The following is a 25840-nucleotide window of genomic DNA, read 5'->3' as shown; positions in this document are numbered from 1 at the left end:
TAATAAATATTCAAGAGCAGGACGGTACCACCAATAGTACCACCAAAGATCCTGTCTGCAGGCGGTCGTGAGCAAATACTGGCGACCATCCACGGGGATTGGAGCCGTTTTCGACGATTCTCTGACGCCCCTATTCGTCGCTTGGAACGAGCATCCAGATTCGTTGAAGCGGAAGATCCGCCTGAATATCATCTGCAATCGCATCATAGTGAGTTTGGATCATGCGGACCAGATCGCCGGAATCCCAGAGCCGAATCTGAAAGAAAAGACGGCTGGCTTCTTTCGCGACCGCCCTACCATAGCCACCCCAGGTGACGATCAAACCTTGATCCGCGCCGAAACTCTTCATGGAACCCTGAAGCTCACGAAGGATTTTCACGTCTATTGGACTCTCGCTTGATTTCACCTGAACGGCCAATCGCGGTGCGTCAAAGCCAAGTGCTCCCTTGCCAGCGATAATATCTACTCCGCCGTCGGGCCCTTCTGGCGAAATCTGGACGTGGTAGCCTTCGGCGGTCAAAATGGCCGCGACCAACTTCGACAGTGCATGCCCCTTGAAGCGCCGCGCAATGAAGTTGCGGATCTGATCGCTCGCATACTGTTCAATGTCTGGTATTGCATCTTCGGCGGATGTCTCTTTATCCCGTGGGGCTTCCTGCATGGTTGGTTTGATTGACTTGCCAGCGATAATGGCATTGACGCGTTCTTCGGCCTTATTCCGTTGAATTCGGCAAACCGTCATGAATGCGCCAAAGGAGTACAACAAGTCCTGATCGAAGGCGCTACGAGGGAACTCGCCAAGCCACTTAATGGGCCGCGTGTGCAGAGACCCGTCACTAGTTAGGCCGGACCGGTATTGGTAAGGCCCGGTCACGCGTCCGATAGCAATAGTTGACCTGGTTTTAAGCGGCAAAACCACCAGATCGCCTTCGACGATCACGCGTGCAAAGGGCCAAACCTGACTTTCCCAGTTTGAAAGCGTCTTTGGCTTCTCATTCGGATACGTGCGGGCAAGAAGAGTAGTGAGTTCGTCGCGGCTACCTAGCTTGCTAAGATCAGGAAGCTGCTCCCATCCAATGACAGCAACATCTTTTTCCAATGCGAGGGCTTCGCGTTCACCGTTCTTGCCTGCACGCGCCAACCACAAAGTCATGTCATCTCCAGGACGCAATATGAACAACCACCATAGGAGTGAACACTAGTGGTGAATGAAGAAATAGCCAGCGCCCGCTCACTTCATTAGCACCGAAATTCCCTCCGAAAATCTGCCTGCTCGCGTAAAATCTGCCGCATCTCTCGCACCTCTTCGCGCGAGGACTGCCACGCCGCGCCCTTGAAGGCGTTGCGGGCAGCTCTGGCTTTGCCTTCGGCGCTACGCGGGCCGGTGGACTTCAACCAGGGGCGGTGTTGCCGAATCGTCGCCGATTGTTTCGCCCGTCTTTCCAATGTCCATGGGCTGCTCATGGCTGGCCTCCAACAGTTCGTTTCGATCAGATAAAGTTTTGCTCGCGTGCGAGGTGGCAACGCCGTTGTTCACCTGCTGCGGCCCATTGGCGATATTGGCTTGCCGAGCGAAAACCACCGGCGGGTTCTTGATGGCCGCCAGCGTTTCCAGCGTGGCGCGGCACTGGCTTTGGGCTTTCAGGGCAAGCCGCAGATAGGTCTCGTATTGCTTGAGGTAGTCCTGCGCCGCCGCGCGCCGCGACAGGCTCATGAACAGGGATTGCAGCGCTATAGCCTGCCCCATCAGCATGGCTTCGCAACCGCTCATGCTGCCGGCCTGCACTTTATCGATGTTGCCGCCCACCGCTGCGGCGATCAACTCGATACCGGGCTCGCCCATTGCGGAAGCGCTGAATTTCTCGATGATCGCGGCGGCATTGACGCCGGCATGCGTCATGAGGGTCGCCTGGCTCTTTGCGAAGCCGTCCTCGACCTTCGGCGTCTTGGGCGATGCCGTTTTTGCCTTCGCGCTCATGCCGCGTTCCTTTTATGGCCCGACATAACTCGACGACGGCTTTTGATCCTCAGTGGTGCAGCCGCAATACTAGCTATGTCGAACCTAATGCACGGGCCGGCTGTGGCGGGGAGAAGCGTTTGTGATATCAACGATTTGCGCATCGGGCGACGGGCTGTGAAGCTTATTGTCATTGGTCTGTTCCTTGGCCCTTGGTGGTGCGGGTTGTGGCCGTTCGCGGGTTTCCTTTTGGCCGCTCGGCAATGGCCGCCAATGGAGAAAAGTCATCTTGGGGGGCTCGCTGACGTAGCGCGGCTGGCAGGTGAGCGAATAGCGCGAAACACGCTTGTCGCGGGCGCCCCGGAACGAGCCGATGGCCTCGATTTCGAGCCAGCCCAATTCCACCAGGCTCGCGACTGCCTTCACCGCCGTCGGGCGGGAGCAATGCGCCAGTGCCGCCGCCTGCCGGTCTGACAGGGCGATGCAGTTGCCGTCGAAGGGGCGGAAGCGCGCCATCAACGTGACGAGCAAGGTGATGGCTTCCGGGCTCAAGGCGTCCCAGGCCGGTAGGTGCAGCCATTCGGCATAGAGCCGGGCATGCGGCCGGTCCCGTTGCTTGGTGGCGAGCGCCATGATGGTTAGGCCGCATGGCGTTCGCTCGACGACAGGCTATCGAGCCAGGCCCGCAAATCATCGTCCCGGATCAAGGTGGCGCGGCCCAGCTTGACGATGCGCAGCCTGCCGCTGGCGATCTCGCCATAGATGGTAGTGCGGCCGACATTGGTCATGCGCACCACGTCGTGGATTCTATGGAGCAAGGTGGGTTGTGATGGAGTCCGGTCGTTCGCGTTCATCTGCGTTTCCCGATGGTTGCCCGGATCATGCCGGGTGTCGGGAAACATTGGCGGAAGCACTGGCTGGCGAATAGGTAGACGGGTTTCAGAAAACCCTCGTCGCGTTTCGACCGATCTTGGGGCAAACCACGCGGAACCTGGCAGGGTTTCGGCCGAACCCTCCCCAACATTACACTCGAACCCGTCAAAACGGGATATCGTCATCCATATCGGCCGAAGAGAACTTGCTTTTAGCGACTACCGCCAACCGAGGAGAGGATTTAACGAGCGGTGCAGGAATTAGCCCCTGGGTCGGTGTTTTCGGTGCCCCGCCCTTAGGCTCCCAGTTCGCGACCTTCGCGCATTCTTGAACGCCTGTTTCGTTGACGTTGCCGTCTGCATCCGTCAGCCGATGCTTGGCCGCATGCTCGCGCAGCCATTTTTCCAGCGCCGACTTAGGCGACTTGCTTCCGGGGTTCTCGACCGCCTGCCAAGCTTGAACGGCAGCCGCAAGCTTCGGTGCGAAGCGAGGATGATCGGGGTCGAGATAGTCAGCCTCTTGCCGCCTGTCAGGAAAGAAGAAGCCTGTGGTGAAACCTTTCGAGTACAACCAGAAGCGAAGGTCGGAAACGTCAACGGTGGTGCGATGCCAATTGATCAAATCACGCTCGCGCCGATGCCCGCCATATTCCTCTTCTGGAGGGCCTGAAAACACGACATTCGCATCAAGTGCATTACGGCGGATCGCATGCTCCAGGGCAGCTTTGGCAGTCCTATATTGGGTAGGCTGATTATGCGCCTCCCATTCCTCGACATACTCCTCGATACCACCTTCGCTTGGATCGAGTCCGACGAGCAGAAATGCCGCCTGCACGACTGAAAGCGCATCGCACAAGCGCCAAAAATCGAGGCTCGTCGGAACAACACCATCTTTGCCGGTAGGTGTGAGATTTGACTTCTGATTCATGGCATGCCCGATGGATGAACTGCAGCGAACTATCGCAAATGTCCTCGGTCGTTGGCAAGCAAATGTTCTTGATATGTTCCGCTTGGTTTTGGCGACGTCGTGGGGCATGAAGAAGCATTGCATTGAACGAGTGTGATTTGGCGGATGCCGAATTCTGACCGGCGGAAGGTGAAGCGGGATGACGAAGCTGAATTTCAAGGGCAGGGTCATTTCCGCTGGTAGGCGTGAAAAAGGGGGAAGCGCAATGAAAGCCCTGAATAGCACCACGAATTCGCGCAATGGTCACGCTGCCGTTTGTGCGCCGCAATGAGCAAGCTGTTCGAAAATCTAAAAAAAGATAGCCATGCGTGGGCCAACGAAGAGGAGGTCCGTAAGGGGTGGCTTAAACACATAGAGAACGACTTGGGGATCACCTTCCACGCGGAGCGTGGCCGGAACGACGCTTCATACAACCAAGTCATCATCGAATTTAAGAGCAAGGGCTTGTTCAGGGGCAGCACGGCGAGCCCCGCCTTCAAAGAGGCTATCTACGATCGCCTCGACAAGTACATTCAGCGCCGTTAAAAAGATGAAGGTATCCCCCGTGAGGACTACATCGGCATAGCTATTGACGGCACTCATATTTGCTTTGCCTTTTTTAAAGATGGGCAGATCACGCCGCGTAATCTCCTGCCATTTAACGAGGCTTCCGTCGAACTTGTCGCACAGGCGTGCTTTGACTCGAAACGACGAGCGGTGACAGCCGAAAACCTGATGGAGGACTTTGGACATACGGCGGAGATCGGCCAGGCCATGATGGCGAGCCTCGTGGCCGAGCTTGAACACCAACTCACCGCACCCGGCAACAATAAGATCAAACTTCTGTTCGAAGAATGGCGCACTTTGTTCGGACAAGTAGCTGACTTATCCGCAGCTCAGGCCGCCGAAATTCGGAAGACCATTCCCTTCTCGCTGAAACTCCCCACCAGCGATGTAGTAGCGGCAGCGCTTTTTGCAATTCACACGTACAACGCTTTCCTGATGAAGCTCTTAGCCGCCGAAATCGTCGGTCAATACGGGCTAACTGCTTACGCCGATTTTTGCGAGTACCTGCTCGGTCACGACGACGAGAACCTTTTGCGCTTGCTGGATACCGAAGTGGAGCACGGCGCATTTTTCGAAGCCGCGCGCATAAAGGGCTTCGTCGAAGAGGCGGTATTTTCCTGGTATGTCGATCGCAGTGTTCCGGCCGCTGATAGGGCAAGGAGCTGTGCGGCGATCCGGCCGCTGCTCACCCAGCTCGCGCTCTATCGGATGGACGATCTCAGCGCCGCACGCTCGCGCGACGTCCTAAAATTATTTTATCAGGCTCTTGTTCCCGAAACACTGCGAAAGGCCCTTGGCGAATTCTACACACCGGATTGGCTCGCCGATATCGCTTGTGACCGGGCGCAGATCAAAGATTGGAGCACAGTTAGAGTTCTCGATCCGACCTGCGGCTCCGGTTCTTTTTTGCTAGAAGTGATCCGACGCAAGAGGTTTCTCGCCGAGAAGGCTAATTTGGCGCCGGCGAAGACACTCACCAAAATACTTAGTGAGGTTTGGGGTTTCGATCTGAATCCGCTTGCTGTTCAGGCTGCGCGCGTCAACTTCCTGATAGCCATTGCCGATCTTGTTGCTGCAGCCGGCACCGAGGTCGAATTGCCTGTTCTTCTCGCCGACGCTGTCTATTCTCCGGCGCAGTCTCCCTCCAAGGGGCAGGATTACGTCGAATATGGAATCGGAAGCGCCCAAGCCAACCTGAACATCATCCTTCCTTCCGAATTGGCTTTTGATAGGACGCGCCTAGACGCTGCCTTTGTCATCATGGGCGATGCCGTGCAGGAGGAACAGCAGTATAAGACTGTCGAAAAGACTCTCGTCTCTAGTGGCCTCATGGATGCGGCTAAAGCTAACATTTGGCGTGATGCCCTAAGCTCAACCTATGAGCAGGTCCTTGAACTGCACAAGCGGTCGTGGAACGGTATCTGGTTCAGGATTGTGCGTAACTTCTTCTGGTCTGCTGTGGCAGGCGAGTTTGATTTGGTAGTCGGGAATCCCCCTTGGGTTCGCTGGTCGAACCTACCTGAACAGTATCGTGCACGCATAAAGCCGACATGCGAGCGTTACACGATTTTTTCAGAGACGCCTTATCATGGGGGTAATGAACTCGATATTTCGGGAATGATTACCTACACGGTTGCCGATAAATGGCTCAAACCGAATGGTTTACTTGTCTTTGTCATTACGCAGACACATTTCCAGTCGCCATCGTCGCAAGGTTTCAGGAGCTTCAGAATCAATGAAAAGGCCAATTTGATCCCTGAAAGCGTCGACGATCTCAAAAAGCTGAAACCCTTTCCCAGAGTGGCGAACAAGACGGCCATTATGCGTTTACGAAAGGTCAGCAGTAACAAACTTCCCGTATATCCTGTACCATATCGCGTGTGGGATAAAGTCTCTGGCGGATCAGCCTCGATCCCAGAAACGCTTGACAAAAAAGCTGTTCTTGCGCGGGTCGAGCAAAAATCATGGGAGGCCAACCCCGTCAACGGCGGGAATTCGCCATGGGCGATCTTGCCGCCCGGCCGCTTCGCCGAGATGGCGGCATTGCAAGGCCAAAGTGACTGGATCAGTGGACGCAAGGGAGTTACGGCGGATCTCAACGGCATTTACATGGTCAATATCGTTGACCAGAATACGACTACAGGCCTCGTTCAAGTTGAAACACGCCCTGAGGCGGGCAAGACCGACATCGGCCCTGCCCGTCGGTTCTGGATTGAGCCCGAATTTCTCTATCCCCTACTTAAGGGGGCTGCGGACTTTTCAGCTTGCCATGTTCACGTTCGCGAGCATCTCCACATCCTTGTCCCCAACAAAGGCATCACAAGTGCAGACTATATTCGTGTCGAAAAGGCGGTAGCACAGCTCAAGCAAACAAAAAAATTCCTATTTCACTATAAAGATCTTTTGCAGAAACGGTCAACTTATAGGCTCCGGCAAAAGAACGCGCCGTTTTACGTCGTGTATAATTCTGGAACCTATACGTTTGCTCCGTTCAAGGTCGTATGGGCTGAACTCTCGACGACGTTCCAGGCCGCTGTCTTCACTACAGGCACCGTGCCGCTGATCGGGGGACGCCCCTTCGTGCCGGATCACAAGGTCTATTTCGCCGATTTTCAATCGGAGGACATCGCGCATTTCGTCTGCGGTGTACTGAACTCCACGTTAGTGAAAGAGTATGTCGAGAGCCACACTATCCAAATACAAGTCGCCAATATCTTCAAGCATCTACGTATCCCTCGATTTAATGCCAAAAACGCGGAACATGTCAATTTAGCGCGTATCTCGAAGGAAGCGCATGCAGCGACATCAGAGGCGAAGCGGGTAAAATTGCTTAAAGAGCTGGATGAAATCGCCGAGCGCGTTCTTCAAGTGTGAGCATTCAGTGATGGAAGCAGTCTAAAATCTACCTGACTGCATTTTTAGCATCCAGTGTGAAGGGCGAGCTCCACGCATTCTGTCCTTAAGACCAAAGGAGGCCAGCTCGATAATCTGGATGCGACTTTACAAGCATGACATGCTTTCCTACCTGGTCATTTCGAGCGGGATATTGCCTCACCTGTTGGCGAGTTGGAGCTGGCTAAGAAGGATGACAGGTGGTGCAAGGCACAGTGATTCTGATGAGCAAAGGGCAGGTAAAACTTCCTGAGTACCATCGAACTTGATTGCTCTTATGCACCAAAGGCAACGACCTTACCGCTTTCTCGCAAGGCGTCGATGTGACTCGCCCACCATTGCATCATTGCCTTGCGTTCTTCCCAAAAGTCGGAGCGTAGGTAAGCTCGGCGGATTTCATCAGCGCCGATATGGGCGAGGGCGGCTTCAATTACGTCCGGACGCCACCTGCCGCTTTCGTTGAGTAGAGTCGAGGCTGTAGCACGAAAGCCATGGGCAGTGGCCTCATCCTTGGAGTAGCCCAGGCGACGCAGGGCGGCGTTCAATGTGTTCTCGCTGATAGGGCGAGCGAATGTGCGCACGCAAGGCAGCACAAGCTTTCCCTTGCCCGTCAAGGCTCGCAAGTCTTGGAGGATCGCTACCGCCTGACGGGGAAGCGGGATACGGTGCGGCCGGCGCATCTTCATGCGGCTCGCTGGGATTTCCCACGCCGCAGCTTCAAGATCGAACTCCACCCATTCTGCCATGCGCAATTCGCCCGGCCGAGGAAATAGATAGGCCATTAGCCGCAAGGCTGCTTGTGTCGTGGGCTGGCCGTCGAAATCTTCGATCGAGCGTAGCAGGGCGCCAAAGGCAGCAGGCTTGAGCAGGGCGGCGCGAGGCGTCACGGTGGGCGTCGTCAGCGCACCCTTGAGCGCCTGCGTCGGGTCGTTTTCGCAAAGGGCGCTGGCGATGCCATAGCGGAAGACGGCGCCGATGGTGGAGCGCAGGCGGTGGGCGCTTTCATAGGCCTCGCGCGCCTCAACCTTGCGCAGCACGGCGAGCACCTTGGCCGAGCTGATCTCGCCAATCTTGAGTTTGCCGAGGTCGGGCAGGGCGAAGTCGAGCAGCCATTCGATCTTCTTCATGGTGGCGGGCGCCCGGCCCTCGCGCTTGAGCTTGGCGACGTAGCCTTCCGCCACCGCCTTGAAGCTGTCTGCGGCGGCTTCCTGCGCGATGCGGGCGGCTTTCGCTTCCTGCTTGGCATCCGAAGGGTCGATACCACCAGCGACCAGCGCACGGGCTTCGTCGCGTGCCTTGCGGGCCGCCACCAGCGTGATCGCGGGATAGGGGCCGATTGCCAGAAGCTTGCGCTTGCCGGCGAAGCGATAGTCCTGCCGCCAAAGTTTCGAGCCGTTCGGCATGATCCAGAGCTGCAAACCCTGGCCATCCGAGAGTTTGCGCACCGATTCTGTCGGCTTGGCGGTTCGGCATTCGATGTCTGTCAGCGGCATGGCGGCGCCCGAATGGTGGTATCGCGTACCACCACATCCTAGCAGATTCCGAGGCCGATACCACCATCCGTACCACCACACGAAGCGGCTATAGGCGCACGGAAACGAACCGTGGCGAACAGTTTTTGTCTATAAACTATTGATTTTTCGAGGATTTTGAACTTTCGCGAACATCGCCGAAAGTGGAAGTGGTGCCCCTAGCCGGAATCGAACCAGCACTCCTTGCGGAATCCGATTTTGAGAGATCGGATATCGCCTATCCTTTGTATATCCGGCGGTATCCGATTTTACGATAACCGATTGAAGCCTATAGCTTTTTTCTCTTATCTACGCATCCATACCTAACCGGATATTCGCTACGGTTGGTTTTCCAGGTGCACCTATTCTGCACCTGAAATCCGACCTCAAAGGAGGTTAGGAATGCCCAAAATCAAACTCACTAAGACCGCTGTCGACGCCGCAACCCCGCAGGAGCGCGATTACGAACTCAGGGATACGACGATACCCGGCTTTCTCGTCAAGGTCACCCCAACCGGCCGCAAGATTTTCATGGTGGCCTACGTCGCCCACAATGGGCAGCGGCGAAAGCCCGCGATCGGCCGCTACGGCGAGATCACTGTCGAGCAGGCGCGCAACATTGCCCAGGACTGGCTCGCGGAGGTGCGCCGTGGCGTCGACCCGAGCGCCGAGCGCGCGGCGGCCCGTCAGGCGCTGACGGTGAAGGAGCTGTTCGACCGCTTCATCACCGACTATTCCGAAAGCCGCAACAAACCCACAACGGTTGAGTCCAACCGGGGCTACGGCAAGCGCTACATCATCCCGATCCTTGGCAATCTCAAGGTGCCAGATGTCACCCGCGCTGACATCGCGCATCTCATGAAGAAGATGGCCAAGAGCCCCACCAACGCCAACCGCGTCCTGGCGGCTGTCCGGAAGATGTTCAACATGGCCGAGGTCTGGGGGCTGCGCCCAGACGGCTCCAACCCTTGCCGGCATGTTCCCAAATACCCGGAACGCGGCAAGACCCGCCTGATCACCGATGCGGAGCTGCGCAAGCTCTTCGAGTATCTCGACCGCGCCGGGGCCGAAGGGCTGGAGCATCCCTTCATCCTCTTGGCCATCCGGCTTCAGTTCGAATTCGCCGCGCGCATGTCGGAAATCCTTCAGCTCCAATGGGCCTGGATTGATTTCGACAACCGCCGCGTGGTCTGGCCCGACAGCAAGACGGGCGGAATGTCGAAGCCGATGAGCGCTGAGGCGCACCGGCTCTTCGAGACCGCGCCCTTGCTTGAAGAGTCGCCCTTCGTGTGCCCTTCCGTTTTCGACCCGAACCTCCCGATGTCAAAGCACACCTACTATCAGGGCTGGCGGCGTATCCTTCAGCGCGCGGGGCTGCCGCACATTGGCACCCACGGCATTCGCCATCGCTCCGCTACCGATATCGCCAATTCAGGCATTCCGGTGAAAGTCGGGATGGCGCTCACCGCGCATAAGACTGTCACCATGTTCATGAAGTACGTCCACACCGAGGATGACCCGGTAAGGGCGGCGGCCGAGGCGGTCACGCAGCGCCGCATATCCCTCATCGGCGGAGTCCAGCCTCCCGCGCCCCCGCTGGTGGCGGCCCCGGAACCCCCGTCAGTCGCGCCGACTGTCCAGGCGGCCCAGCCCGCGCTCGGCCCCGACGGAAAGCCGCTCGGTTTCGAAGACGGCGCCTACACCTCGCGCACGCGCCTCGGAAACTATCGACCCTACCGTCATCGGAGCGGCGAGAACCGCTCCGTTCCGCCCGGCACGAAGCGCGCAGAGGCCACGGAGGCGAACCATGCCTGACAGAGCAAAGCCTGATCGCCGTTGGCCGACGCCGGACATCCTCAAGCGCGCGAAATTTGTCGACGACGCGGGTCCGATCCGCTTTGTCGACACCGAAGCGGCCGCCCGTTACCTGGCCCTCGAAGCGCACACGTTGGAGTGCTATCGCTCCCTGGGTGGGGGGCCGGCCTACCACAAGTTCGGCAAATGGGTCCGCTATGCGGTCGATGACCTCAACGCGTGGGCGGAGAGCTGCCGCCGTTCAACGACGGCTTCGCCTGCCGCCCCGCGCATCCTCCCCATTGACCGAATATAGGTTCCAACCTATATGGAATGGGAGGTCGAATTCCACCCAGCCTTCGAGGCCGAGGTTCTGACTTTTGAGCGTGATGTCCGCGTCGCGTTGATCGCCGCCGCCAGGCTGTTGGCCGACTACGGTCCGCAGCTTGGCCGGCCTCACGCCGACACGCTCAAGGGATCGAAACACGCCAATATGAAAGAGCTGCGGTTCGAGGGCGGCGACGGCGAATGGCGTGCAGCCTTCGCCTTCGACCCCAAGCGAAAGGCCATCGTCCTTGTAGCGGGCGACAAATCTGGCGTCAGCCAGAAGCGCTTTTACAGGACGTTGATCGCAAAGGCGGATCTACGGTTTTCCGAGCATCTGGAAAGCCTGAAATCCGCAAAGAAGGGCAAATGAGATGGGCCGCCGCCTGAACGACATCATTGCCGCGCTTCCCCCCGAAGAGCAGGCAGCCATCGAAGTCCGCTATCAAGACATGAAGCAGGAAGTGGAAGGCCTGCGCGAGCTGCGGCAGATCGCCGGCAAGGCTCAGGCGGAGATCGCCTCCGCCCTCAAAATCAAGCAGCCCTCGGTCTCTCAAATCGAGCGGCAAACCGATATGTATCTCTCCACGCTTCGCAGCTATGTCGAGGCCGTGGGGGGAGAACTTGAATTGACGGTCAAGCTGCCGCAACGGCCTGCATTGCGGATCCACCAGCTCGGCGATGCTGGCGCGCCTCCACAGGTAACGACCCGCCGTCCTCGCACGCGCGCGCAGATCGGCGGTCGGCGTGGGCGCTAGTTATCCGACGAGAATCATCCTGGCGTTTCGGAGCGGCGGCGTCTGCGCCTTTCCGAAATGTGGCAAGCATCTCACCTACGACGCCCAGGTCGGAGACGACACCTATGTGGGCGAGGCGGCGCATATCCGCGGTGAAAAGCCCACCGCCGCCCGCTACGACGCCTCCATGACTGATGCAGAGCGCGATAACGTACGCAACCTGATCTATCTCTGCACGGACCACCATACAATCATCGACAAGGTTGAGGCCGATTGGCCGACTGCGACGCTACAGCAACTGAAAGAAGGCCACGAAGCGCAGGTCCGCCTGGCGATGGAGGCGGCGTTCGCGGACGTCGCCTTTCCCGAATTGCAGAACGCTGTGTCGTGGGTCGCCAGCCAAGCTCCTGCTGGCAATGGATCATTCGATCTCACTGCGCCCGACGAGAAGATCAAGAAGAACGCGCTGTCGAACGGATCTCGGCACATCATCGCAGCCGGCCTGACCTCGCGAGCTACCGTAGGCGACTATGTCGAGGCCGAAGCGCAGCTCGATCCGGACTTTCCCGAGCGGCTGAAAGCCGGCTTCCTCGAGGAGTATTACGCGCGCCGGAAGGAGGGCCATAAGGGTGACGAACTGTTCGAGCTGATGTGCGCCTTTGCCCAACGCGGCCTGCGTCGGCAGGCTGACAAGACTGCGGGCATCGCAGTGCTGATCTATCTTTTCGAAATCTGCGACGTGTTTGAGAAATGATTCTCCCGACGAAACATATCCCGCAAAACGAGGCGCTGATCGGTGTAGGCGCGACACTGCTTGCGCACCTCAGCATGCCCATGACCGTTTCGGGTCTTTGGGAACGTCTGCGCACGGAGCCGAACGTCGGGACTTTCGAGCGATTCGTGCTGGCCTCGAACCTCCTCTATCTCATTGGCGCCATCGACATCCGGGACGGCCTTATCGTCAGGACCGGCTCGTGATCCGTGCTGTTCGCGCCAATCAGAAGGGGTTTCACACCGCACTCCTGCAGCCAGGAGTCAATCTCATCCTCGCCGACCGATCTTCTTCGGCCGGTGACAAGGACACGACGAACGCTCTGGGCAAATCGACGCTCATCGAGATCATCGATTTCTGCCTCGCGAGCAACTCCTCACCCGGAAAAGGCCTGCGCGTGGAGGCTTTGCATGGTTGGGCTTTCACGCTGGAGCTTTCCCTGTCCGGCCGCGACATCGCAGTGACGCGAGCAACCGACACCCCGGGTTTCTTCGCCATTGAAGGCGTCACAGATGATTGGCCTGTCCGTCCGGCGCCGAACAAAGAAGGCGTCCCCGGCCTCGACGCGAAGAAATGGCGAGCCGTCCTCGCCTGGGCGCTATTCGGCATAAGCGAGTTGTCTGCCGAGTCGGGCTACAAGCCATCGGCGCGGTCACTGCTTTCCTATTTCGTGCGCAACCAAACAGCCGCCTACAACGTCCCGTTCAAATATTTCGATAATCAGAAGACCTGGGACATCCAGGTCCACAACGCCTTCCTTCTCGGATTGAACTGGGAGAAAGCTGCGACCTGGCAACAGCTCAAGGACCAAAAGAACGCACTCGATGCGCTCAAACAGGCGATCAAGACCGGAGCCGTAGACGGCGAGCTGGCCTCTCTGGGTGAACTTGAAGCCGAACGCCTGCGCCTGACGACGCAGCTCGACCGGGAGCGCGATGCTCTATCGAGTTTCCGCGTGCTTCCCCAGTACCGTGAGATCGAGGGCCAAGCTAACTTCCTGACCGGCGAAATCCACGGCTTGGTCAACGCCAATATCGTGGATAAGCGGCGGCTCGATCGCTATCGTGACTCGCTGGTCAGCGAAGACGCTCCGACCGAGGACCGGCTGGAAGCTCTCTACGGCGAGGCGGGCATCGCTCTCCCTGGTGCCGTTAAGAAGACCCTAGACGATGCCCGGGCATTCAACGCGCAGATCATCGCCAACCGCCGCGAGTTTATCGCAAGCGAGATTGCCGCGCTGGAAGCAGCCGTCATCGACCGCGACGCGGCCATCGCAACCCTGACTGATCGCCGTGCGGGCTACCTCAGCGCGCTTGCCGGACAGGGCGCGTTGGAAGAACTGACTCAGTTGCAAGAGCTGCATGCCGCGACGCGGCTCAAGGTCGATGAACTGACCAACAGGATCACCCAGCTTCGCCAGATGACTACAAAGGCGGACACGATCAAGGTCGAGACCGTCGAACTGAAGCGCGCGACGACACTCGACTATGAAGAGCGGCGCTCGCTCTGGTCGCAAGCGCTCACCCTCTTCTCCGAATTCTCCGAAAGCCTGTATAAGTCGCCGGGCCGCTTGGTCATCGACATCGATGACACCGGATACAAATTCGACGTCGAGATTGCCGGTAGCCCGAGCGAGGGCATCAGCAAGATGAAGATTTTCTGCTATGATCTCATGCTGATCTCGTTCGCGCGCCAGCGCGGTCTCGGGATCGACTTCCTGATCCATGACAGCACGATCTTCGACGGCGTCGATCCTCGTCAGCGCGCCCATGCGCTCGAACTCGCGGCAGCGATGGCCGAGAAATACGACTTTCAATATATCTGCACCCTCAACACCGACATGGTTCCGGTCAGCGACTTTTCGCAGGGTTTCGACTTTGAGGCGCTTATCCGTCTGCGTCTAACGGATACCGATCCGAGCGGCAGTCTGCTCGGGTTCCGGTTCTGACGGGGGTCGACTCCGGCTCCTCATATTCGGAACGGTTCGTTACAGAGGCGACCGCCATCCACAAACCGGCGTTGATGCTTGGTGGCCTGCTGCTGACGGCAGCTTCCAACCTGGCCGGAGCGACCGATAACGCGGCGACGATTGTCGCGACAAATCTCATTCCCGGTAACGCGTATTTGCGCTTCTACACGTTTGAGGTTTTGCGGGGGAAAGCCTTCCCCCTGGTCGGCACTGCGTTGCCGACGCACCCCCTTCTGCGGGGAGACCCCGCAACGCCCCCTTAGAGTGAGAGTGCGGACGGGTTTGCCGTGACGGGTTGAGGGCTGGGAGAGAGGCTCCCGGCGCCCGTCGCGGAGAACCGCGATGTCCAGACATGACCGCACCACGCGCACCGGCCAGGACCGGGCGAACCTCTATGACGAAATCACCGACAAGATCATCGCCGAACTGGAGGCCGGCCGCTTCCCCTGGGTCCAGCCTTGGGGCAAGTCCACGGCCAAAGCGCCGCTCGGCCTGCCTAAGAATGCCAGCACCGGCCGCACCTACAGCGGGATCAATATCCTGATCCTCTGGGGCGCCGTCGTTCAGCACGGCTTTCCCGGTCAGGGCTGGCTCACATATCGCCAGGCGGCCGCGCTCGGCGGCAACGTCCGCGAGGGCGAACGCGGCACCACCGTCGTCTATGCCGACCGCTTCGTGCCGGAGGACGAGAAGCGGCGGGCGCGCGAGACCGGCGAGGAAGCCCAGGCCATTCCCTTCCTCAAGCGCTTCACCGTTTTCAATACGGCGCAGTGCGAACGGCTGCCCGACGACATGGTCATTGCCACGCCGCCACCGCTGCCCGGCCTGATCGAGCCGAGGGTTGAAGCGCTGATCCGGGCGACCGGCATCGACTTCCGCATCGGTGGCGACCGGGCATTCTACGTCCCCGCCGACGATTATGTGGTCGTACCGCCGCCGCAAGCCTATTTCGAGCCGATCAACTGGCACAGGACTGCGCTGCACGAGATCGGCCACGCCAGCGGCCATCACAGCCGCCTGAACCGCGACTTCTCGACCTCCTTCGGCACGAAGAAATACGCCTTTGAGGAGCTGATCGCCGAGATGAGCGCCGCCTTCTGCTGCGCATCGCTCGGTATCGTCCCCACCGTCCGCCATGCCGATTACATCGGCTCCTGGCTGGAGGTCCTGCGCGAGGACAATCGCGCGATCGTCCGCGCCGCCTCGCAGGCGAGCAAGGCCGCGGACTGGATCTTGTCGTTCCTGCCCGAGGCCGAAACGACGGACACTGGCAGCGACGCGATCGACAGGAGGGCGGCATGATCCTCCTGACCGACGAACTGCGCGCGCAGCTACTGGCCAACGGCCGCATCCGCGACGCCGACCATGTGCCGGTGGTCAAGTTTTTCAATCCGCTCGGTGAGGGCGTCTGGCTTACGACAGAGCTCGGCGCCGACGGCGACACGCTGTTCGGTCTGGCCGATCTTGGCGAACCGGAGCTCGGTTATTTCTCGCTCGAGGAAATGATCGCGGTGCGCCTGCCGTTCGGGTTGGGTATCGAGCGCGACATCCTCTTCACCGGCGAGTTCCCGATCTCGGTCTGGGCCGAGGCCGCGCGCGAAGCCGGCAGCATTCGCCGCGCCGAACGGATTATCCGTGCGGCAGGGCGGTCCCGGTGGGAGGGCGCGTGATGCGCTTCCGCCGCTGGCATCGACCCGAACCCTTTGGCGACACGTCGCGAAAGCGTGCGGCGTTTCTCCGCAAGCAGCGCCTTGAACGTGAGGCGCTGCCCCTCTTCGCCAACGAGATCGCCGCCGGCCAACATGGCGTCGACGAGGAGATGGCCCGTCGCGCCGTCTGGTGGGACGAGGCCGAACGGGAGCGCCGCCGCATGCGGGCGGCCTCCTGGCGCAAGGCCCGCGCCCGCCTGTTCGCGTTGCCCGACGCGCTGCGGAGCACCGTCCGCGAGATCTGGCGCGATTGCCCCTATCCGGCCGATCCGGGCTATTTCGCGGATCTGCTTCACCAGATCGACGTCGGCCGCGTCGATCCGCACCGGCCGCCCTGGAAGTTCCACCCGGAGCTGAAGGCGCGGATGACCCCGGACCCGTCGAGCTTCGACGCCGCCTTCCGCCAGATCGGCCAGCGCAAGGTGGGCGGCGGGCCGAAGACCACGGAGGCGGACGAGCTGCTGTTTTGCGGCAATCTCGGCTCCGGCATTCTCTTCCTGCGTTCGCGCGTGCGCCTGATCGAGCGCCACGAGAGCTTCTACACCTCGTCGGGCCATCGCCTGCGCGACTCCAAGGTCGGCAGCGGTGGCCACTTCGTCGAGATCGAGATTACGGGCGACTGCTCGGACGCGGAGCTGGCGACGATCGAGCGCATTGCCCAGGCGGCCGACACGCGGCCCGTCGCGGTCAGGAGGGCCGCGCGGCCTGGCCGGATGACGAGCGGGAGAACGGCATGATGATCCCCACTCTCCTGCCGGCCGCTGCCTCTCGCCCTGGGCGGTGTTCTCCCGGCGTGCCGCCGCGGCCTCCGCAAAGTCAACGGCCTTGCCGTTCCCCATCGCCGCCGCCCAAAGGCGCCCGCTTCGGTGACTGTCCGGGATTCCGGCGGTCCCTCGGAGTCCTACCGCTCACGGTGAGCGGCAGCAGCCAGGAGGTCTCCATGCGTAGCTCGACATCCATCGAATCCGTCTTCGTCTTCGGCTCCAATCTCGCGGGTCGCCACGGCAAGGGCGCGGCCCTGTGGGCTCGCCGGCACCGCGGCGCGATCTACGGCCGGGGCGTCGGGCCGCAGGGACGCGCCTATGCAATCCCGACCAAGGATCGCCAGTTGCGCGTGCTGCCCCTCGCGATCATCCACGGCCATGTCGGCGACTTCCTCGCCTATGCCCGCCTTCGGGCCGAGCAGCGCTTCGAGGTCACGCCGATCGGCTGCGGCCTCGCGGGCTACCGCCCGGACCAGATCGCCCCGATGTTCGCCGGCGCTCCGGCGAACGTCATCCTGCCGGATGCCTTCCGCGCCTTGCTGGCCTCGCGGCCCTGACCGCCGGGGCTTGCCTCGGAGGCGCGTCTCGGCTGAGCGCAAGCTTCCTCCCGCTCGCAACGGCGACCCGCCGCGCTGGTCCGGTCACGAACGACGTCGCCGTGGATTTCCCGGAACCTTCAGGCGTCTCGGCGGTTTCGGCCGATACCCGCGAAGCGACTATTCTAGTCGCCGCTGGCGCAAGTGACCGGAGGCGAAAAACAGCCAGGGGGCTGACATTGGATACGGAACCGGACCAACCGCAGACCCTCCTTGTCGTGGAGGATGACATCTTTATCCGCCTCGACATCGCGGACTACCTGCGCGGCTGCGGCTGGGTTGTGGCGGAGGCAGGCTCGGCCGCCGAGGCGGTCGCCCTGTTCGAATCCGGCGCCCCCGTCGATCTCGTCTTCTCCGATATCCAGATGCCCGGCACGATGGACGGCTTCGGCCTTGCGGCATGGGTACGCCAGCATCGGCCGGGCGTTCGCATCATTCTCACGTCCGGCGCCGTCCAGAGAACCGAGGCGGCCGTCTCCCTCTGCGACGAGGGACCGATCGGCAAGCCCTATGACCAGCAGCGCCTTGCCGAACGCATCCGCCATCACCTTTCGTCGGCTGCAACGGGGGCGGCGGGGGCGTAAGCCGGCGGCCGACGGCGCCTGCCTCGCGCGGTTTAGAGGGAGAGAGGGGATGGGGATTTCGTGACGGGTTGATAGCGGAGAGAGAGGCTCTCGGCGCCCGTCGCGGAGTAGTCCACCATGGCAAAGGTTGCCAAGAAGATCACCCTCTCGCGCTCGCGCGACATTCCCTTCAACCAGCTCGAACGCAGCGCCTCCAATGTCCGGCGCATCAAGACGCCGGCCGCCGTGACTGAGATGGCCGAGGACATCGCCTATCGCGGCCTCCTCCAGAGCCTCAATGTCCGCCCGATCCTCGACGCCGATGGCAACGAGACCGGCCGGTTCGAGGTCCCGGCCGGCGAGACCCGCTTCGACGCGCTGGAGCTGCTCGTCAAGCAGAAGCGCATGTCGAAGACCGAAGCCGTGCCCTGCGTGTGCCGCGATCCCAACAGCGGCATTCTCGCCGAGGACGACAGCCTCGCGGAGAACACGCTGCGCCGCGCCCTCCATCCGCTCGATGAGTTCCGCGCCTTCCTCGCCATGCGGGAAAAGGGCATGTCGGAGGACGAGATCGCCTTCGCCCACCGCACCAGCAAGCGCGTCGTCGCTCAGCGGCTCGCCCTCGCCAAGGTCTCGCCCAAGCTGCACGATGCCTTCGAGACCGGCGCGATGTCGCTGGCGGAGCTGGAGGCGTTCACGGCCCATCCCGATCACGCCCGCCAGGAGCAGATCTGGGAGGCCATCGAGAACTCCCACTTCCGCGAAACCTGGCGGATTCGCGAAATGCTCACCGAGACCAGCGTTCCGGCCTCCGACAAGCGCGCCCGCTTCATCGGCCTCGACGCCTATGCGGCGGCGGGCGGCCCGATCCTGCCGCGCTACCTCTTCGACGACGACGAGGACGGCTGGCTGGAGGACGTCAAGCTTCTCGACCGGCTGGTCGGCGAGAAGCTCAAGGCCGCCGCGGCCGATGTGGCCGCCGAGGGCTGGAAGTGGGTCGCCGCCGACCTTGAACTGCCCTACGGCTACGACCACGACCTGCGCGGCATCGCCGGCACGTTCGCCGAGCTGACCAAGAAGGAACGCCGCGAGCGCGACAAGCTCCGCAACGAGCAGGAGCGCCTCGAGGCCGAACATGCGGGCCATGACGAACTGCCGGACGAAATCGACCAGCGCCTCGGCGAGATCGAGAAGCTGCTCGAAGCCTTCGAGCGCCGCCCGGCCGTCTACGATCCGGCCGAGATGGCCATCGCCGGCGTTTTCGTCAGTGTCGACGAGGACGGCGAGCTGATGGTGGATCGCGGTTGGGTCCGTCTGGAGGACGAGCCGGTCGCGACTGTCGACGGCGCGACGCCGGAGTCCGACGCGGACGGTGGCGGTGAGGCCGATGGCGCGACCGCGCCGCAGGTGCAGCGCGCCGTCATCACCATCGGCGGCGAGGTGTCCGAGCCGGAGCCCGACGACGACGACGAGATCGTCAAGCCGCTCCCCGAGCGGCTGGTGATCGAGCTGACCGCCCACCGGACCATTGCGCTGCGCGAGGCCGTGGGCGCCAATCCGCATGTCGCCATGACCGCGTTGCTGCACAAGCTGGTGCGCGACACCTTCCGGCGCTCCACCCGCGGCGGGTCGGTTCAGGTCTCGGTGCTGGAAGTCTATTGCCGCGAACAGGGTGTGGACCTCAAGAACAGCCCCTATGCGAAGGCGGTGGTAGAGCGGAACGACGGCTGGAAGGCCGATGTGCCGGCCGACGACGACGCGCTGTGGGACTGGCTCGCCGCGCTCGACGAGGCGAGCCGCATGGCGCTGCTTGCCCATTGCGTCGCCTACGGGATCAACGCGCTCTACGAGCGGCCGAACCCGTTCAGCGCCACCGGCATTTCCGAACAGCAGCTCCAGGCCCGCATGGCGGAAGCCGATCGGCTTGCCCGCGCGACCGGTCTCGACATGGCTGAAGCCGGTTTCCGGCCCACCGTCGCGAACTACTTCGGCCGCATCACGAAGCGGAAAATCCTCGAAGCCGTGGCCGAAGCGGTCGGCGAGGGCACGGCCAACCTGCTCGCCTTCGAGAAGAAGGACAAGATGGCGGCCGAGGCGGAGGAGCGGCTGGCGAACACCGGCTGGCTGCCCGAGCCTCTGCGCCTGCTCGCCGACGAACCGGCCGTCGAGGCGTCCGCGCAGCAGGACGAGGAGAACGTGGCGCTGCCCGACTTCCTCGCCGGCGGCGACGAGGCGGAAACCGCCGCCGAACCTGCCGACGATCCGGTGGCGCTGGTCGCCGCCGAGTAACCGCAGCAGCGGGGCGGCTCCGGCCGCTCCGCATCCCGTCCCCTTCCACCACACGGCCCGGCATCCCGCCGGGCCGTTTTCGTTTCAGGAGATCAATCCATGCCCGCATACAATGTCTATGACGCCCCGCTCGGCAGCCTGATCCGGTACTTCGACGGCACCCCGAAGCCGCCGGCCCGCTTCACCAAGAAGCTAGCCGCTTGGGAAAGCCGAAACGGTGTCGGCCGGCTCGTGCGCAAGCAGCCCAGCCGCGAGCGCGCGACCTATACCGCGCCTGCCTTGATCACCCTGCACGAAGGCAACTTCGCCTCCGGCTCGGTCATCCTCGTCACCGTCATGCGCACGCATTCGGTCGACAGCGATCTCGGCTTCGAGATCGTCGAGCGGCCGAAGATCGGCATGGTCCGCGTGCTTCACCCCATCGGCGACGACGAGGAGCTGCTGCATCTCGCGGAGAACCGCGAGGCCGCAGAACTCTGGCTGGCAAAGGCCGGATACAGCCGTTGCCGCCTCGAGGAGATCACGGCGGATGAGGTCGGCGCCGACGTCGTCGAGGGTCGGGCGGCCGCCTGACCCTCGCTTGTTTCCTCTCACAAGGCCCGCAGTCGAAAGACCGCGGGCCATTTTCGCTTCTGGAGAAACCCTATGGCTATTCCCGATTATGCCCGCACCAACTTCAACACGCTGCTGCGCGCCGCCGGTGACGGCAATCTCGCACTCATGGAGTGCCTGGATGCCGTGACCGGCGATCGCCGCTATGTTCTCTGCGCCGTTGGTCGCGCGGACGACGGCGATTTCGTCATGACGCCCTTCGGCCATCTCGCCGATGGCAATCCCTACGACGCCTATCTGCCGCCCGATCCCGACGATCCGGACGGCTTCATCGCGAATGCCGATGGAGGCGCATCATGATGACGGTCGAGGAGATTTTCGCCAAGGACCGCCGCAATGCTCCCGCGGAGCGTTCGCTTCCGTGGGAGGAGGTGCGCGACGGCGTGACCGTCGTCATCGAGCCCAAGCCCCATTGGGCCGACGATGCGCGGGCCTTCCGGCTCGATGCCCGCGAATATTGCTACTACGCCGACTGGACCCGGAATGGCGCCCGCGCCCGGTTCTACGGCCACATCGATACTTCCGGCGATGATCTGCTGCTGAAGGCTCGCGCCCTGATCGTCCGCGAGATCGCCGAAGGGCATTGGAGCTGATTGCATCATCGGGTCGAGCTCCAGTTTAACATCCGAAGCCGCCATCTCCGGTCTGCGATCGGGGATGCATTCCGTGCCCGGCCGGAAACTCAGGCTGACATCGGCGTGCCGCCGAGGCTGGCGCGGCGACACAACTGCGACGGGTTTGCGGCATCCTGTCGGCAGAAAAACACCATCCCCGCTTCCATTCGCTGACCTTGGTCCGAGCCGTCTCGTTATCAATCAACCCGTGAAGGGTCGGCTTACGCAAGCGTGCCGCCCTCGCGCAATCGGACAGGCCCGACCGCGCGAGGGTGATTGCAGATCCGTTCAGACACTTCGGGCGCCTGTCGCGCGGGGGATGGCCCCCCGCCTCCAAGACAGGAGCCGGAACCCATGTCCTACGCAGATGCCGCCGCCTTCGCCGCCAGCCTCGCCACCACACTGATGGTCTCCATCGTCGTGTTCCAGGCCGGGGACGGAACCCACGGCGCTTGCCCCGCCAACGAATTCGACGGCGACGACGAGATGGTGAAACTGGAACTCGACCCATGGAGCTGAGGCGCGAAGCGCCTCATCCCCGACGGCCCGGAACGCGCAGAACGCGTCCGGGCCTTCAGCGTTGCGGTGGCCGAGCCATCACCGGGGACCGCACTGGCGGAAAGAGAGAGGAAGAGGCCGGGCCTTTGGCTGCGACGGGTTGGATGCTGAGAGAGAGGCTCCCGGCGCCCGTCGCGGAGTGATCCCGATGACCCTTGCCAGCAATTCCACCTTCGCGCCGATCGGGCGGATTCTCGCTGACCGCGTGCTACCCGGATTCCAGCCGGCGCGGAAGCTCCCGTTGCGCATTTCCTGCCTCGGCATAGCCAGCTATACCGGCGCCACCGATGCCGATTATCGCGACCGCAATGTCTCGCTCGGCGACGCTGCATCGCCGGAAGATGCCATCGTCCTTGCCGCCGTCCGCGTCTCGCAAGGCGATATCCGCATCGGCGACGACGATGCGTTGCACTTCAGGCCGCGCCTGATCGTCGTTCAGGACAACACGCTCGGCCTGGTCCTCGCCGGCGAGATCCGCGCCGGCATCATCCTTTGGCAGCAGCCGGTTGCCAGTGATGGCGAAGCCCGCCGCATTGTAATCGAGGCCAGCCGCCTGCGCGGCATGGCCTTCGCCGCTTCCGGCGAACGTGATCATGCAACGGCCCGCGATCTCCGCTTCCGCGCAGCGCTGCTCGAAGCGCGGCTGGTCGATCCGGCCTGGCGCGAGACCGCTGCCGATCTTCTCCGGTTGCCCCAGGCGGCGTGAACCACCCGGCAATCTCGATCCCTTCGGCCCGGCATCCCACCGGGCGCAAATCCTATGGAGTTTCCCATGCCGAAATTTGTCGTCAGCAAAGGCCATGACGCCTTCGTCTATTATGAAACCATCCTCGAAGCCGGCACGCCCGAGGAGGCGCGAGCACTCGCCACGAGCGTCCATTACAATGGCGAGTGGCTCGCCACCGGATATGTGCAGGAGTTCGATGACTACGAAATCGACGAGCACAGCGGCGTGCGCCTGCTCGAAAGCGGCGAGACCGTCGAGGCGTTCCTGACCATCGGCGTCACCGCGCAGGAACGCGATGCGTTGCTGGCGGGCCTTCGGCTTCTTCAACTCGCCCTTGCACGCGGACCCATCGACCCGCCGCTCAGGAGCGTCCTCACCGACGACGATGCACACGCCGGCCTTGATCTCACACAGATCGACGCGCTGTGCGAACGCATCAACGTCTAGGAGGCGTCTATGTATGCGGCCTATCTGCGCCTCGAACTCCGCGTGTGGGACAGCGACCGCGCCGTCATCCGCGCCGCCAGCCGCAAGCTGGCTCCATCCGCCCGACGAGACCCGGCCAGCAGGGACGCGCGCAAGCACTTCTATCGCGAGATGCTTCGCCACCACGCCGATGCTCGGAGGCTTGTGTTGCAATTCCGTCTCTGACGCCACCGGCGTCCCATTCCCCATCTTGCCCGGCCTCGCGCCGGGCTTTGTCGTTTCAGGAGCCCGCTATGCCGATTTATACTATCGAGACCACCTACCACCTGCCCGTCTACCGTCAGCGAACCTACGACGCCGACACGATCGCAGATGCTTGCCGCAAAGCCATCGAGGACGATGGCTGGGCCGATGCCAAGGAGGACGTCGACACTTCCGGCGAAACCTATGTTTCCGGGATCTGGCAGGGCGCCGACGCGGCCTATTCCGGTCCGGCAATCCTCATCCCCTCGCAGTTCGCCGAAACCGTCGAACGCAAGGCGGGACATTTCGAGATCCTGCTTGGCCTCCTCAAGCTCCTGCTCGCGGACGTGCAGGCCGCCCGACCGTCCTCACAGGAATGGATCGCTCGCGCCACCTGGGCCGTCGCCCGTGGCGAGGCGATCATCGCCGGCGCGCGCGATCCTGACGCTCCCGTCGAGGGAGACCGGCCATGACGCAGTACATCGTCAAGATCGGCTTCTGGCTGCGCGCCTATGACGGTTTCACTGTCGAGGCCGATAGCGACGCCGAGGCGATCGGAAAAGCCAAAGCGGCCGCCACAATCGCGATGGAGGCATCCGGTCAGCCGGAACATGTCGAGATCGAGGAGCGGCGCGAGGGTGTCATCATCTACATCGATCGCGTCGCGGCGGATGCCCGCCAGACCGTCATAGAAGACGTCGCGTTCGACGACGACCGCATCCATCCCGCACCAGCGGACTGACCCCCATCATCATCCCCTTCAATCAGCCCGGCTTCGCGCCGGGTTTTGTCGTTTCAGGAGCCTGCCATGACCGACTACTTCACCCACTTTTCCTGCCTGCTCGACGTCGGCACGCCCGACAACGCCGCTCGCGCCCTCGATCTCTACAATCAGCTTTCCGAAGAGAGCGCTTCGGAAGAACCGCCCTCCGACGGCTTCCTCCTGTCGATCCAGCCCGAGCACGGCGGCGCCAAGCTCTGGATGCGCGATGACGTCACCGGCGACCCGGCGCGCCTGCTCCAGTTCGTCAAGCTGTGTGCTGCTACGTTCGGTCTGACCGGCCGTTGGGGCTTCCAATACGCCAACACCTGCTCGAAGCCGCGCGTCGACGGCTTCGGCGGTGGCGCGCATGTGCTCGATCTCGCCACAGGGGAAACCGTCGCCTGGACCTACACCGACCGCTGGCTTGCCGACGTGCTTGGTGGAGGTGGTCCAGATGCCTGAGATCGTCGAGACCACGGTCTTTCGGCTCAACGAGCTTTCAGATGCGGCGAAGGACAGGGCCCGCGCCTGGTATCGAGAAGGCGGATTTGATTACGACTGGTACGGTGCGGTTAATGAGGACTTCGAGCGGATTGCGGAAATCCTCGGAATCCGCTTCAAGACCCGCAGCGTTCGCCTTATGGGCGGCGGCACGCGTCAGGAGCCGCGCATCTCCTTCACGGGCTTCTGGTCCCAGGGCGATGGTGCGTCGTTCGAATGCTATTACTCCTACCGGAAGAGTGCCTCGGCAGAGATCCGATCCTACGCGCCGCAGGACAAGGAGCTGCATGAGATCGCCGATGCGTTGCTGGCGATCCAGCGCCGCAATTTCTATCAGCTTCATGCCGAGGCCAGCCGCCAAGGTCGATATTATCACGAGTATTGCATGTCGATCTCGGTCGAGCGCGACAGCCCGACGTATCAGGACATGACCCCCGACGCCGAGGGGATCGTGACCGAGGCGCTGCGAGATCTCGCCCGCTGGCTCTATCGCCGGCTTGAGCGCGAGTACGAGTACCTGTCCTCGGACGAGATAGTTGACGAAACGATCGTCGCCAATGGATACACCTTCACCGAATCCGGCCGTCGCTTCGGCTGACGCCATTGAGCGCCCCATCTTCAGGCGGGGCGCTCTCATCATGTTGGCAACCGTTCCGTTGCCGGGCGGTGGCCGCGCTACCACTCACCCTTTCGCCCATCCACGGCATGTTCGAAGCGTAGCGCCCATGGTCGGATCGCGCGATTGTCGTCCGTTCGCGTAACGCGCAGTCGCGATATCCCCGGTACGAGAGTCCGCGCGGCATCGAAAGCGACAGGGATCGTGTAGACCTCCCGCGCCTGCCGGTTCTGGTAGCGCGCCTCGGCATTGATGATGACGGTGGGCGCGATGTCCCAGACCTCCGACAGCACCGCGAGGATCGCCGCAACCGCGATGACGCAGCCACGGAATGCGGCCGAGGTCGACCAATGCCCTTCACCGAAACCCGGCAGGTCGGAAGCGATTGCCGACGCGGCGAACGCAAGGATAACGAGCCAATAGAATCTCGGCGCTCGCGGGAGCAGTGACTTGATCACGAGCGTATTCCTCTCAAATACTACTATAGTTTCCGGATCTATGAGACCGAATTCGCCTCA

Annotated in this window: 33 protein-coding genes; 25 read left to right on the top strand and 8 right to left on the bottom strand. The window is 61.7% G+C overall.

The window, feature by feature from the left end:
* Positions 1-130: 130 nt before the first annotated feature.
* From AC6H34_RS09340 to AC6H34_RS09315, 6 genes are all read right to left on the bottom strand, one after another.
* Positions 131-1153 (bottom strand): restriction endonuclease, encoded by a 1023-nt coding sequence (locus AC6H34_RS09340; RefSeq protein ID WP_497538617.1) that lies wholly within the window; start codon positions 1151-1153, stop codon positions 131-133.
* A gap of 219 nt (positions 1154-1372) precedes the next feature.
* Positions 1373-1978 carry a hypothetical protein gene (locus AC6H34_RS09335; RefSeq protein ID WP_497538616.1) on the bottom strand — a complete coding sequence of 202 codons (606 nt, stop codon included), beginning with the start codon at positions 1976-1978 and terminating at the stop codon, positions 1373-1375.
* A gap of 84 nt (positions 1979-2062) precedes the next feature.
* Positions 2063-2590: a hypothetical protein gene (locus AC6H34_RS09330; RefSeq protein ID WP_497538615.1), complete on the bottom strand. Its 528-nt coding sequence runs from the start codon at positions 2588-2590 to the stop codon at positions 2063-2065.
* Between the two features lie 5 nt (positions 2591-2595).
* Positions 2596-2811: a helix-turn-helix domain-containing protein gene (locus AC6H34_RS09325; protein ID WP_497538614.1), complete on the bottom strand. Its 216-nt coding sequence runs from the start codon at positions 2809-2811 to the stop codon at positions 2596-2598.
* Positions 2812-2995: 184 nt separating this feature from the next.
* Positions 2996-3757 (bottom strand): hypothetical protein, encoded by a 762-nt coding sequence (locus AC6H34_RS09320; RefSeq protein WP_497538613.1) that lies wholly within the window; start codon positions 3755-3757, stop codon positions 2996-2998.
* A gap of 444 nt (positions 3758-4201) precedes the next feature.
* Positions 4202-4528 (bottom strand): hypothetical protein, encoded by a 327-nt coding sequence (locus AC6H34_RS09315; protein WP_497538612.1) that lies wholly within the window; start codon positions 4526-4528, stop codon positions 4202-4204.
* Between AC6H34_RS09315 and AC6H34_RS09310 the strand changes: the two genes are divergently transcribed.
* Positions 4511-7216: an Eco57I restriction-modification methylase domain-containing protein gene (locus AC6H34_RS09310; RefSeq protein ID WP_497538611.1), complete on the top strand. Its 2706-nt coding sequence runs from the start codon at positions 4511-4513 to the stop codon at positions 7214-7216. The two genes, AC6H34_RS09315 and AC6H34_RS09310, sit on opposite strands and share 18 nt — an antisense overlap.
* Positions 7217-7509: 293 nt before the next feature.
* Here the strand turns inward: AC6H34_RS09310 and AC6H34_RS09305 are convergent, their stop codons facing one another.
* Entirely contained in the window at positions 7510-8727 is a 1218-nt protein-coding gene (locus AC6H34_RS09305) for a tyrosine-type recombinase/integrase (RefSeq protein ID WP_497538610.1), read from the bottom strand.
* 420 nt (positions 8728-9147) lie between these two features.
* On the opposite strand from AC6H34_RS09305, the gene AC6H34_RS09300 reads away from it, so the two are divergent.
* From AC6H34_RS09300 to AC6H34_RS09185, 24 genes are all read left to right on the top strand, one after another.
* The gene (locus AC6H34_RS09300) at positions 9148-10560 is read left to right on the top strand and encodes a tyrosine-type recombinase/integrase (RefSeq protein WP_497538609.1); all 1413 of its coding nucleotides are present in this window, start codon (positions 9148-9150) and stop codon (positions 10558-10560) included.
* Positions 10553-10855, top strand: coding sequence for a helix-turn-helix domain-containing protein (locus AC6H34_RS09295; RefSeq protein ID WP_497538608.1), 303 nt, complete (start codon positions 10553-10555; stop codon positions 10853-10855). Before AC6H34_RS09300 ends, AC6H34_RS09295 begins: the two co-directional genes overlap by 8 nt.
* Positions 10856-10867: 12 nt before the next feature.
* Positions 10868-11236: a type II toxin-antitoxin system RelE/ParE family toxin gene (locus tag AC6H34_RS09290; protein ID WP_497538607.1), complete on the top strand. Its 369-nt coding sequence runs from the start codon at positions 10868-10870 to the stop codon at positions 11234-11236.
* Position 11237: 1 nt separating this feature from the next.
* Positions 11238-11621 carry an XRE family transcriptional regulator gene (locus AC6H34_RS09285; RefSeq protein WP_497538606.1) on the top strand — a complete coding sequence of 128 codons (384 nt, stop codon included), beginning with the start codon at positions 11238-11240 and terminating at the stop codon, positions 11619-11621.
* 106 nt (positions 11622-11727) lie between these two features.
* Positions 11728-12354, top strand: coding sequence for an HNH endonuclease (locus AC6H34_RS09280; RefSeq protein ID WP_497538605.1), 627 nt, complete (start codon positions 11728-11730; stop codon positions 12352-12354).
* Positions 12351-12578, top strand: coding sequence for an ABC-three component system middle component 6 (locus AC6H34_RS09275; RefSeq protein WP_497538604.1), 228 nt, complete (start codon positions 12351-12353; stop codon positions 12576-12578). The genes AC6H34_RS09280 and AC6H34_RS09275 overlap by 4 nt, the downstream gene beginning before the upstream one ends.
* Positions 12575-14320: a DUF2326 domain-containing protein gene (locus AC6H34_RS09270; protein ID WP_497538603.1), complete on the top strand. Its 1746-nt coding sequence runs from the start codon at positions 12575-12577 to the stop codon at positions 14318-14320. The genes AC6H34_RS09275 and AC6H34_RS09270 overlap by 4 nt, the downstream gene beginning before the upstream one ends.
* A gap of 363 nt (positions 14321-14683) precedes the next feature.
* Complete coding sequence (locus AC6H34_RS09265; RefSeq protein WP_497538602.1) at positions 14684-15643, top strand: ArdC family protein; 960 nt, start codon at positions 14684-14686, stop codon at positions 15641-15643.
* Positions 15640-16011: a DUF2958 domain-containing protein gene (locus tag AC6H34_RS09260; protein ID WP_497538601.1), complete on the top strand. Its 372-nt coding sequence runs from the start codon at positions 15640-15642 to the stop codon at positions 16009-16011. The genes AC6H34_RS09265 and AC6H34_RS09260 overlap by 4 nt, the downstream gene beginning before the upstream one ends.
* Complete coding sequence (locus AC6H34_RS09255) at positions 16011-16787, top strand: hypothetical protein (RefSeq protein WP_497538600.1); 777 nt, start codon at positions 16011-16013, stop codon at positions 16785-16787. Before AC6H34_RS09260 ends, AC6H34_RS09255 begins: the two co-directional genes overlap by 1 nt.
* Positions 16788-16990: 203 nt before the next feature.
* The gene (locus AC6H34_RS09250; protein WP_497538599.1) at positions 16991-17371 is read left to right on the top strand and encodes an A1S_2505 family phage non-structural protein; all 381 of its coding nucleotides are present in this window, start codon (positions 16991-16993) and stop codon (positions 17369-17371) included.
* A gap of 218 nt (positions 17372-17589) precedes the next feature.
* Complete coding sequence (locus AC6H34_RS09245; RefSeq protein WP_497538598.1) at positions 17590-17994, top strand: response regulator; 405 nt, start codon at positions 17590-17592, stop codon at positions 17992-17994.
* 117 nt (positions 17995-18111) lie between these two features.
* Positions 18112-20262, top strand: coding sequence for a ParB/RepB/Spo0J family partition protein (locus AC6H34_RS09240; RefSeq protein WP_497538597.1), 2151 nt, complete (start codon positions 18112-18114; stop codon positions 20260-20262).
* A 99-nt stretch (positions 20263-20361) separates the two neighbouring features.
* Positions 20362-20835, top strand: a complete 474-nt coding sequence (locus AC6H34_RS09235) for a UCP036055 family protein (protein WP_497538596.1) — start codon at positions 20362-20364, stop codon at positions 20833-20835.
* 72 nt (positions 20836-20907) lie between these two features.
* Positions 20908-21174, top strand: coding sequence for a DUF6117 family protein (locus tag AC6H34_RS09230; RefSeq protein WP_298317244.1), 267 nt, complete (start codon positions 20908-20910; stop codon positions 21172-21174).
* The gene (locus AC6H34_RS09225; RefSeq protein ID WP_497538595.1) at positions 21171-21467 is read left to right on the top strand and encodes a hypothetical protein; all 297 of its coding nucleotides are present in this window, start codon (positions 21171-21173) and stop codon (positions 21465-21467) included. Before AC6H34_RS09230 ends, AC6H34_RS09225 begins: the two co-directional genes overlap by 4 nt.
* Before the next feature lie 375 nt (positions 21468-21842).
* A complete protein-coding gene (locus AC6H34_RS09220; protein WP_151610639.1) occupies positions 21843-22007 on the top strand; it encodes a hypothetical protein in 165 nt (54 codons plus the stop codon).
* Between the two features lie 187 nt (positions 22008-22194).
* Positions 22195-22752 carry a hypothetical protein gene (locus AC6H34_RS09215; protein WP_497538594.1) on the top strand — a complete coding sequence of 186 codons (558 nt, stop codon included), beginning with the start codon at positions 22195-22197 and terminating at the stop codon, positions 22750-22752.
* 66 nt (positions 22753-22818) lie between these two features.
* Complete coding sequence (locus AC6H34_RS09210) at positions 22819-23220, top strand: hypothetical protein (RefSeq protein WP_497538593.1); 402 nt, start codon at positions 22819-22821, stop codon at positions 23218-23220.
* Between the two features lie 9 nt (positions 23221-23229).
* Positions 23230-23424, top strand: a complete 195-nt coding sequence (locus tag AC6H34_RS09205; RefSeq protein ID WP_298317225.1) for a hypothetical protein — start codon at positions 23230-23232, stop codon at positions 23422-23424.
* 68 nt (positions 23425-23492) lie between these two features.
* Positions 23493-23915, top strand: a complete 423-nt coding sequence (locus tag AC6H34_RS09200) for a hypothetical protein (RefSeq protein ID WP_497538592.1) — start codon at positions 23493-23495, stop codon at positions 23913-23915.
* Positions 23912-24184 (top strand): hypothetical protein, encoded by a 273-nt coding sequence (locus AC6H34_RS09195; protein WP_497538591.1) that lies wholly within the window; start codon positions 23912-23914, stop codon positions 24182-24184. The genes AC6H34_RS09200 and AC6H34_RS09195 overlap by 4 nt, the downstream gene beginning before the upstream one ends.
* Before the next feature lie 66 nt (positions 24185-24250).
* Positions 24251-24667, top strand: a complete 417-nt coding sequence (locus AC6H34_RS09190; protein WP_497538590.1) for a hypothetical protein — start codon at positions 24251-24253, stop codon at positions 24665-24667.
* Positions 24660-25304 carry a DUF8835 domain-containing pootine gene (locus AC6H34_RS09185; RefSeq protein ID WP_497538589.1) on the top strand — a complete coding sequence of 215 codons (645 nt, stop codon included), beginning with the start codon at positions 24660-24662 and terminating at the stop codon, positions 25302-25304. The genes AC6H34_RS09190 and AC6H34_RS09185 overlap by 8 nt, the downstream gene beginning before the upstream one ends.
* Before the next feature lie 77 nt (positions 25305-25381).
* On the opposite strand, the gene AC6H34_RS09180 is transcribed toward AC6H34_RS09185, so the two are convergent.
* Positions 25382-25780: a hypothetical protein gene (locus tag AC6H34_RS09180; protein WP_497538588.1), complete on the bottom strand. Its 399-nt coding sequence runs from the start codon at positions 25778-25780 to the stop codon at positions 25382-25384.
* Between the last annotated feature and the right edge of the window lie 60 nt (positions 25781-25840).

This window comes from Labrys sp. ALF-8, assembly GCF_059699065.1.
The sequence above is the reverse complement of the archived record's forward strand: the minus strand, read 5'-3'. Positions and strand labels throughout refer to the sequence as shown.

Coding starts and splice junctions, on each gene's coding strand:
- AC6H34_RS09340 (WP_497538617.1), bottom strand. CDS start 1,153: ATGACTTTGTGGTTGGCGCGTGCAGGCAAGAACGGTGAACGCGAAGCC.
- AC6H34_RS09335 (WP_497538616.1), bottom strand. CDS start 1,978: ATGAGCGCGAAGGCAAAAACGGCATCGCCCAAGACGCCGAAGGTCGAG.
- AC6H34_RS09330 (WP_497538615.1), bottom strand. CDS start 2,590: ATGGCGCTCGCCACCAAGCAACGGGACCGGCCGCATGCCCGGCTCTAT.
- AC6H34_RS09325 (WP_497538614.1), bottom strand. CDS start 2,811: ATGAACGCGAACGACCGGACTCCATCACAACCCACCTTGCTCCATAGA.
- AC6H34_RS09320 (WP_497538613.1), bottom strand. CDS start 3,757: ATGAATCAGAAGTCAAATCTCACACCTACCGGCAAAGATGGTGTTGTT.
- AC6H34_RS09310 (WP_497538611.1), top strand. CDS start 4,511: ATGGAGGACTTTGGACATACGGCGGAGATCGGCCAGGCCATGATGGCG.
- AC6H34_RS09315 (WP_497538612.1), bottom strand. CDS start 4,528: ATGTCCAAAGTCCTCCATCAGGTTTTCGGCTGTCACCGCTCGTCGTTT.
- AC6H34_RS09305 (WP_497538610.1), bottom strand. CDS start 8,727: ATGCCGCTGACAGACATCGAATGCCGAACCGCCAAGCCGACAGAATCG.
- AC6H34_RS09300 (WP_497538609.1), top strand. CDS start 9,148: ATGCCCAAAATCAAACTCACTAAGACCGCTGTCGACGCCGCAACCCCG.
- AC6H34_RS09295 (WP_497538608.1), top strand. CDS start 10,553: ATGCCTGACAGAGCAAAGCCTGATCGCCGTTGGCCGACGCCGGACATC.
- AC6H34_RS09290 (WP_497538607.1), top strand. CDS start 10,868: ATGGAATGGGAGGTCGAATTCCACCCAGCCTTCGAGGCCGAGGTTCTG.
- AC6H34_RS09285 (WP_497538606.1), top strand. CDS start 11,238: ATGGGCCGCCGCCTGAACGACATCATTGCCGCGCTTCCCCCCGAAGAG.
- AC6H34_RS09275 (WP_497538604.1), top strand. CDS start 12,351: ATGATTCTCCCGACGAAACATATCCCGCAAAACGAGGCGCTGATCGGT.
- AC6H34_RS09265 (WP_497538602.1), top strand. CDS start 14,684: ATGTCCAGACATGACCGCACCACGCGCACCGGCCAGGACCGGGCGAAC.
- AC6H34_RS09260 (WP_497538601.1), top strand. CDS start 15,640: ATGATCCTCCTGACCGACGAACTGCGCGCGCAGCTACTGGCCAACGGC.
- AC6H34_RS09255 (WP_497538600.1), top strand. CDS start 16,011: ATGCGCTTCCGCCGCTGGCATCGACCCGAACCCTTTGGCGACACGTCG.
- AC6H34_RS09250 (WP_497538599.1), top strand. CDS start 16,991: ATGCGTAGCTCGACATCCATCGAATCCGTCTTCGTCTTCGGCTCCAAT.
- AC6H34_RS09240 (WP_497538597.1), top strand. CDS start 18,112: ATGGCAAAGGTTGCCAAGAAGATCACCCTCTCGCGCTCGCGCGACATT.
- AC6H34_RS09235 (WP_497538596.1), top strand. CDS start 20,362: ATGCCCGCATACAATGTCTATGACGCCCCGCTCGGCAGCCTGATCCGG.
- AC6H34_RS09230 (WP_298317244.1), top strand. CDS start 20,908: ATGGCTATTCCCGATTATGCCCGCACCAACTTCAACACGCTGCTGCGC.
- AC6H34_RS09225 (WP_497538595.1), top strand. CDS start 21,171: ATGATGACGGTCGAGGAGATTTTCGCCAAGGACCGCCGCAATGCTCCC.
- AC6H34_RS09220 (WP_151610639.1), top strand. CDS start 21,843: ATGTCCTACGCAGATGCCGCCGCCTTCGCCGCCAGCCTCGCCACCACA.
- AC6H34_RS09215 (WP_497538594.1), top strand. CDS start 22,195: ATGACCCTTGCCAGCAATTCCACCTTCGCGCCGATCGGGCGGATTCTC.
- AC6H34_RS09210 (WP_497538593.1), top strand. CDS start 22,819: ATGCCGAAATTTGTCGTCAGCAAAGGCCATGACGCCTTCGTCTATTAT.
- AC6H34_RS09205 (WP_298317225.1), top strand. CDS start 23,230: ATGTATGCGGCCTATCTGCGCCTCGAACTCCGCGTGTGGGACAGCGAC.
- AC6H34_RS09200 (WP_497538592.1), top strand. CDS start 23,493: ATGCCGATTTATACTATCGAGACCACCTACCACCTGCCCGTCTACCGT.
- AC6H34_RS09195 (WP_497538591.1), top strand. CDS start 23,912: ATGACGCAGTACATCGTCAAGATCGGCTTCTGGCTGCGCGCCTATGAC.
- AC6H34_RS09190 (WP_497538590.1), top strand. CDS start 24,251: ATGACCGACTACTTCACCCACTTTTCCTGCCTGCTCGACGTCGGCACG.
- AC6H34_RS09185 (WP_497538589.1), top strand. CDS start 24,660: ATGCCTGAGATCGTCGAGACCACGGTCTTTCGGCTCAACGAGCTTTCA.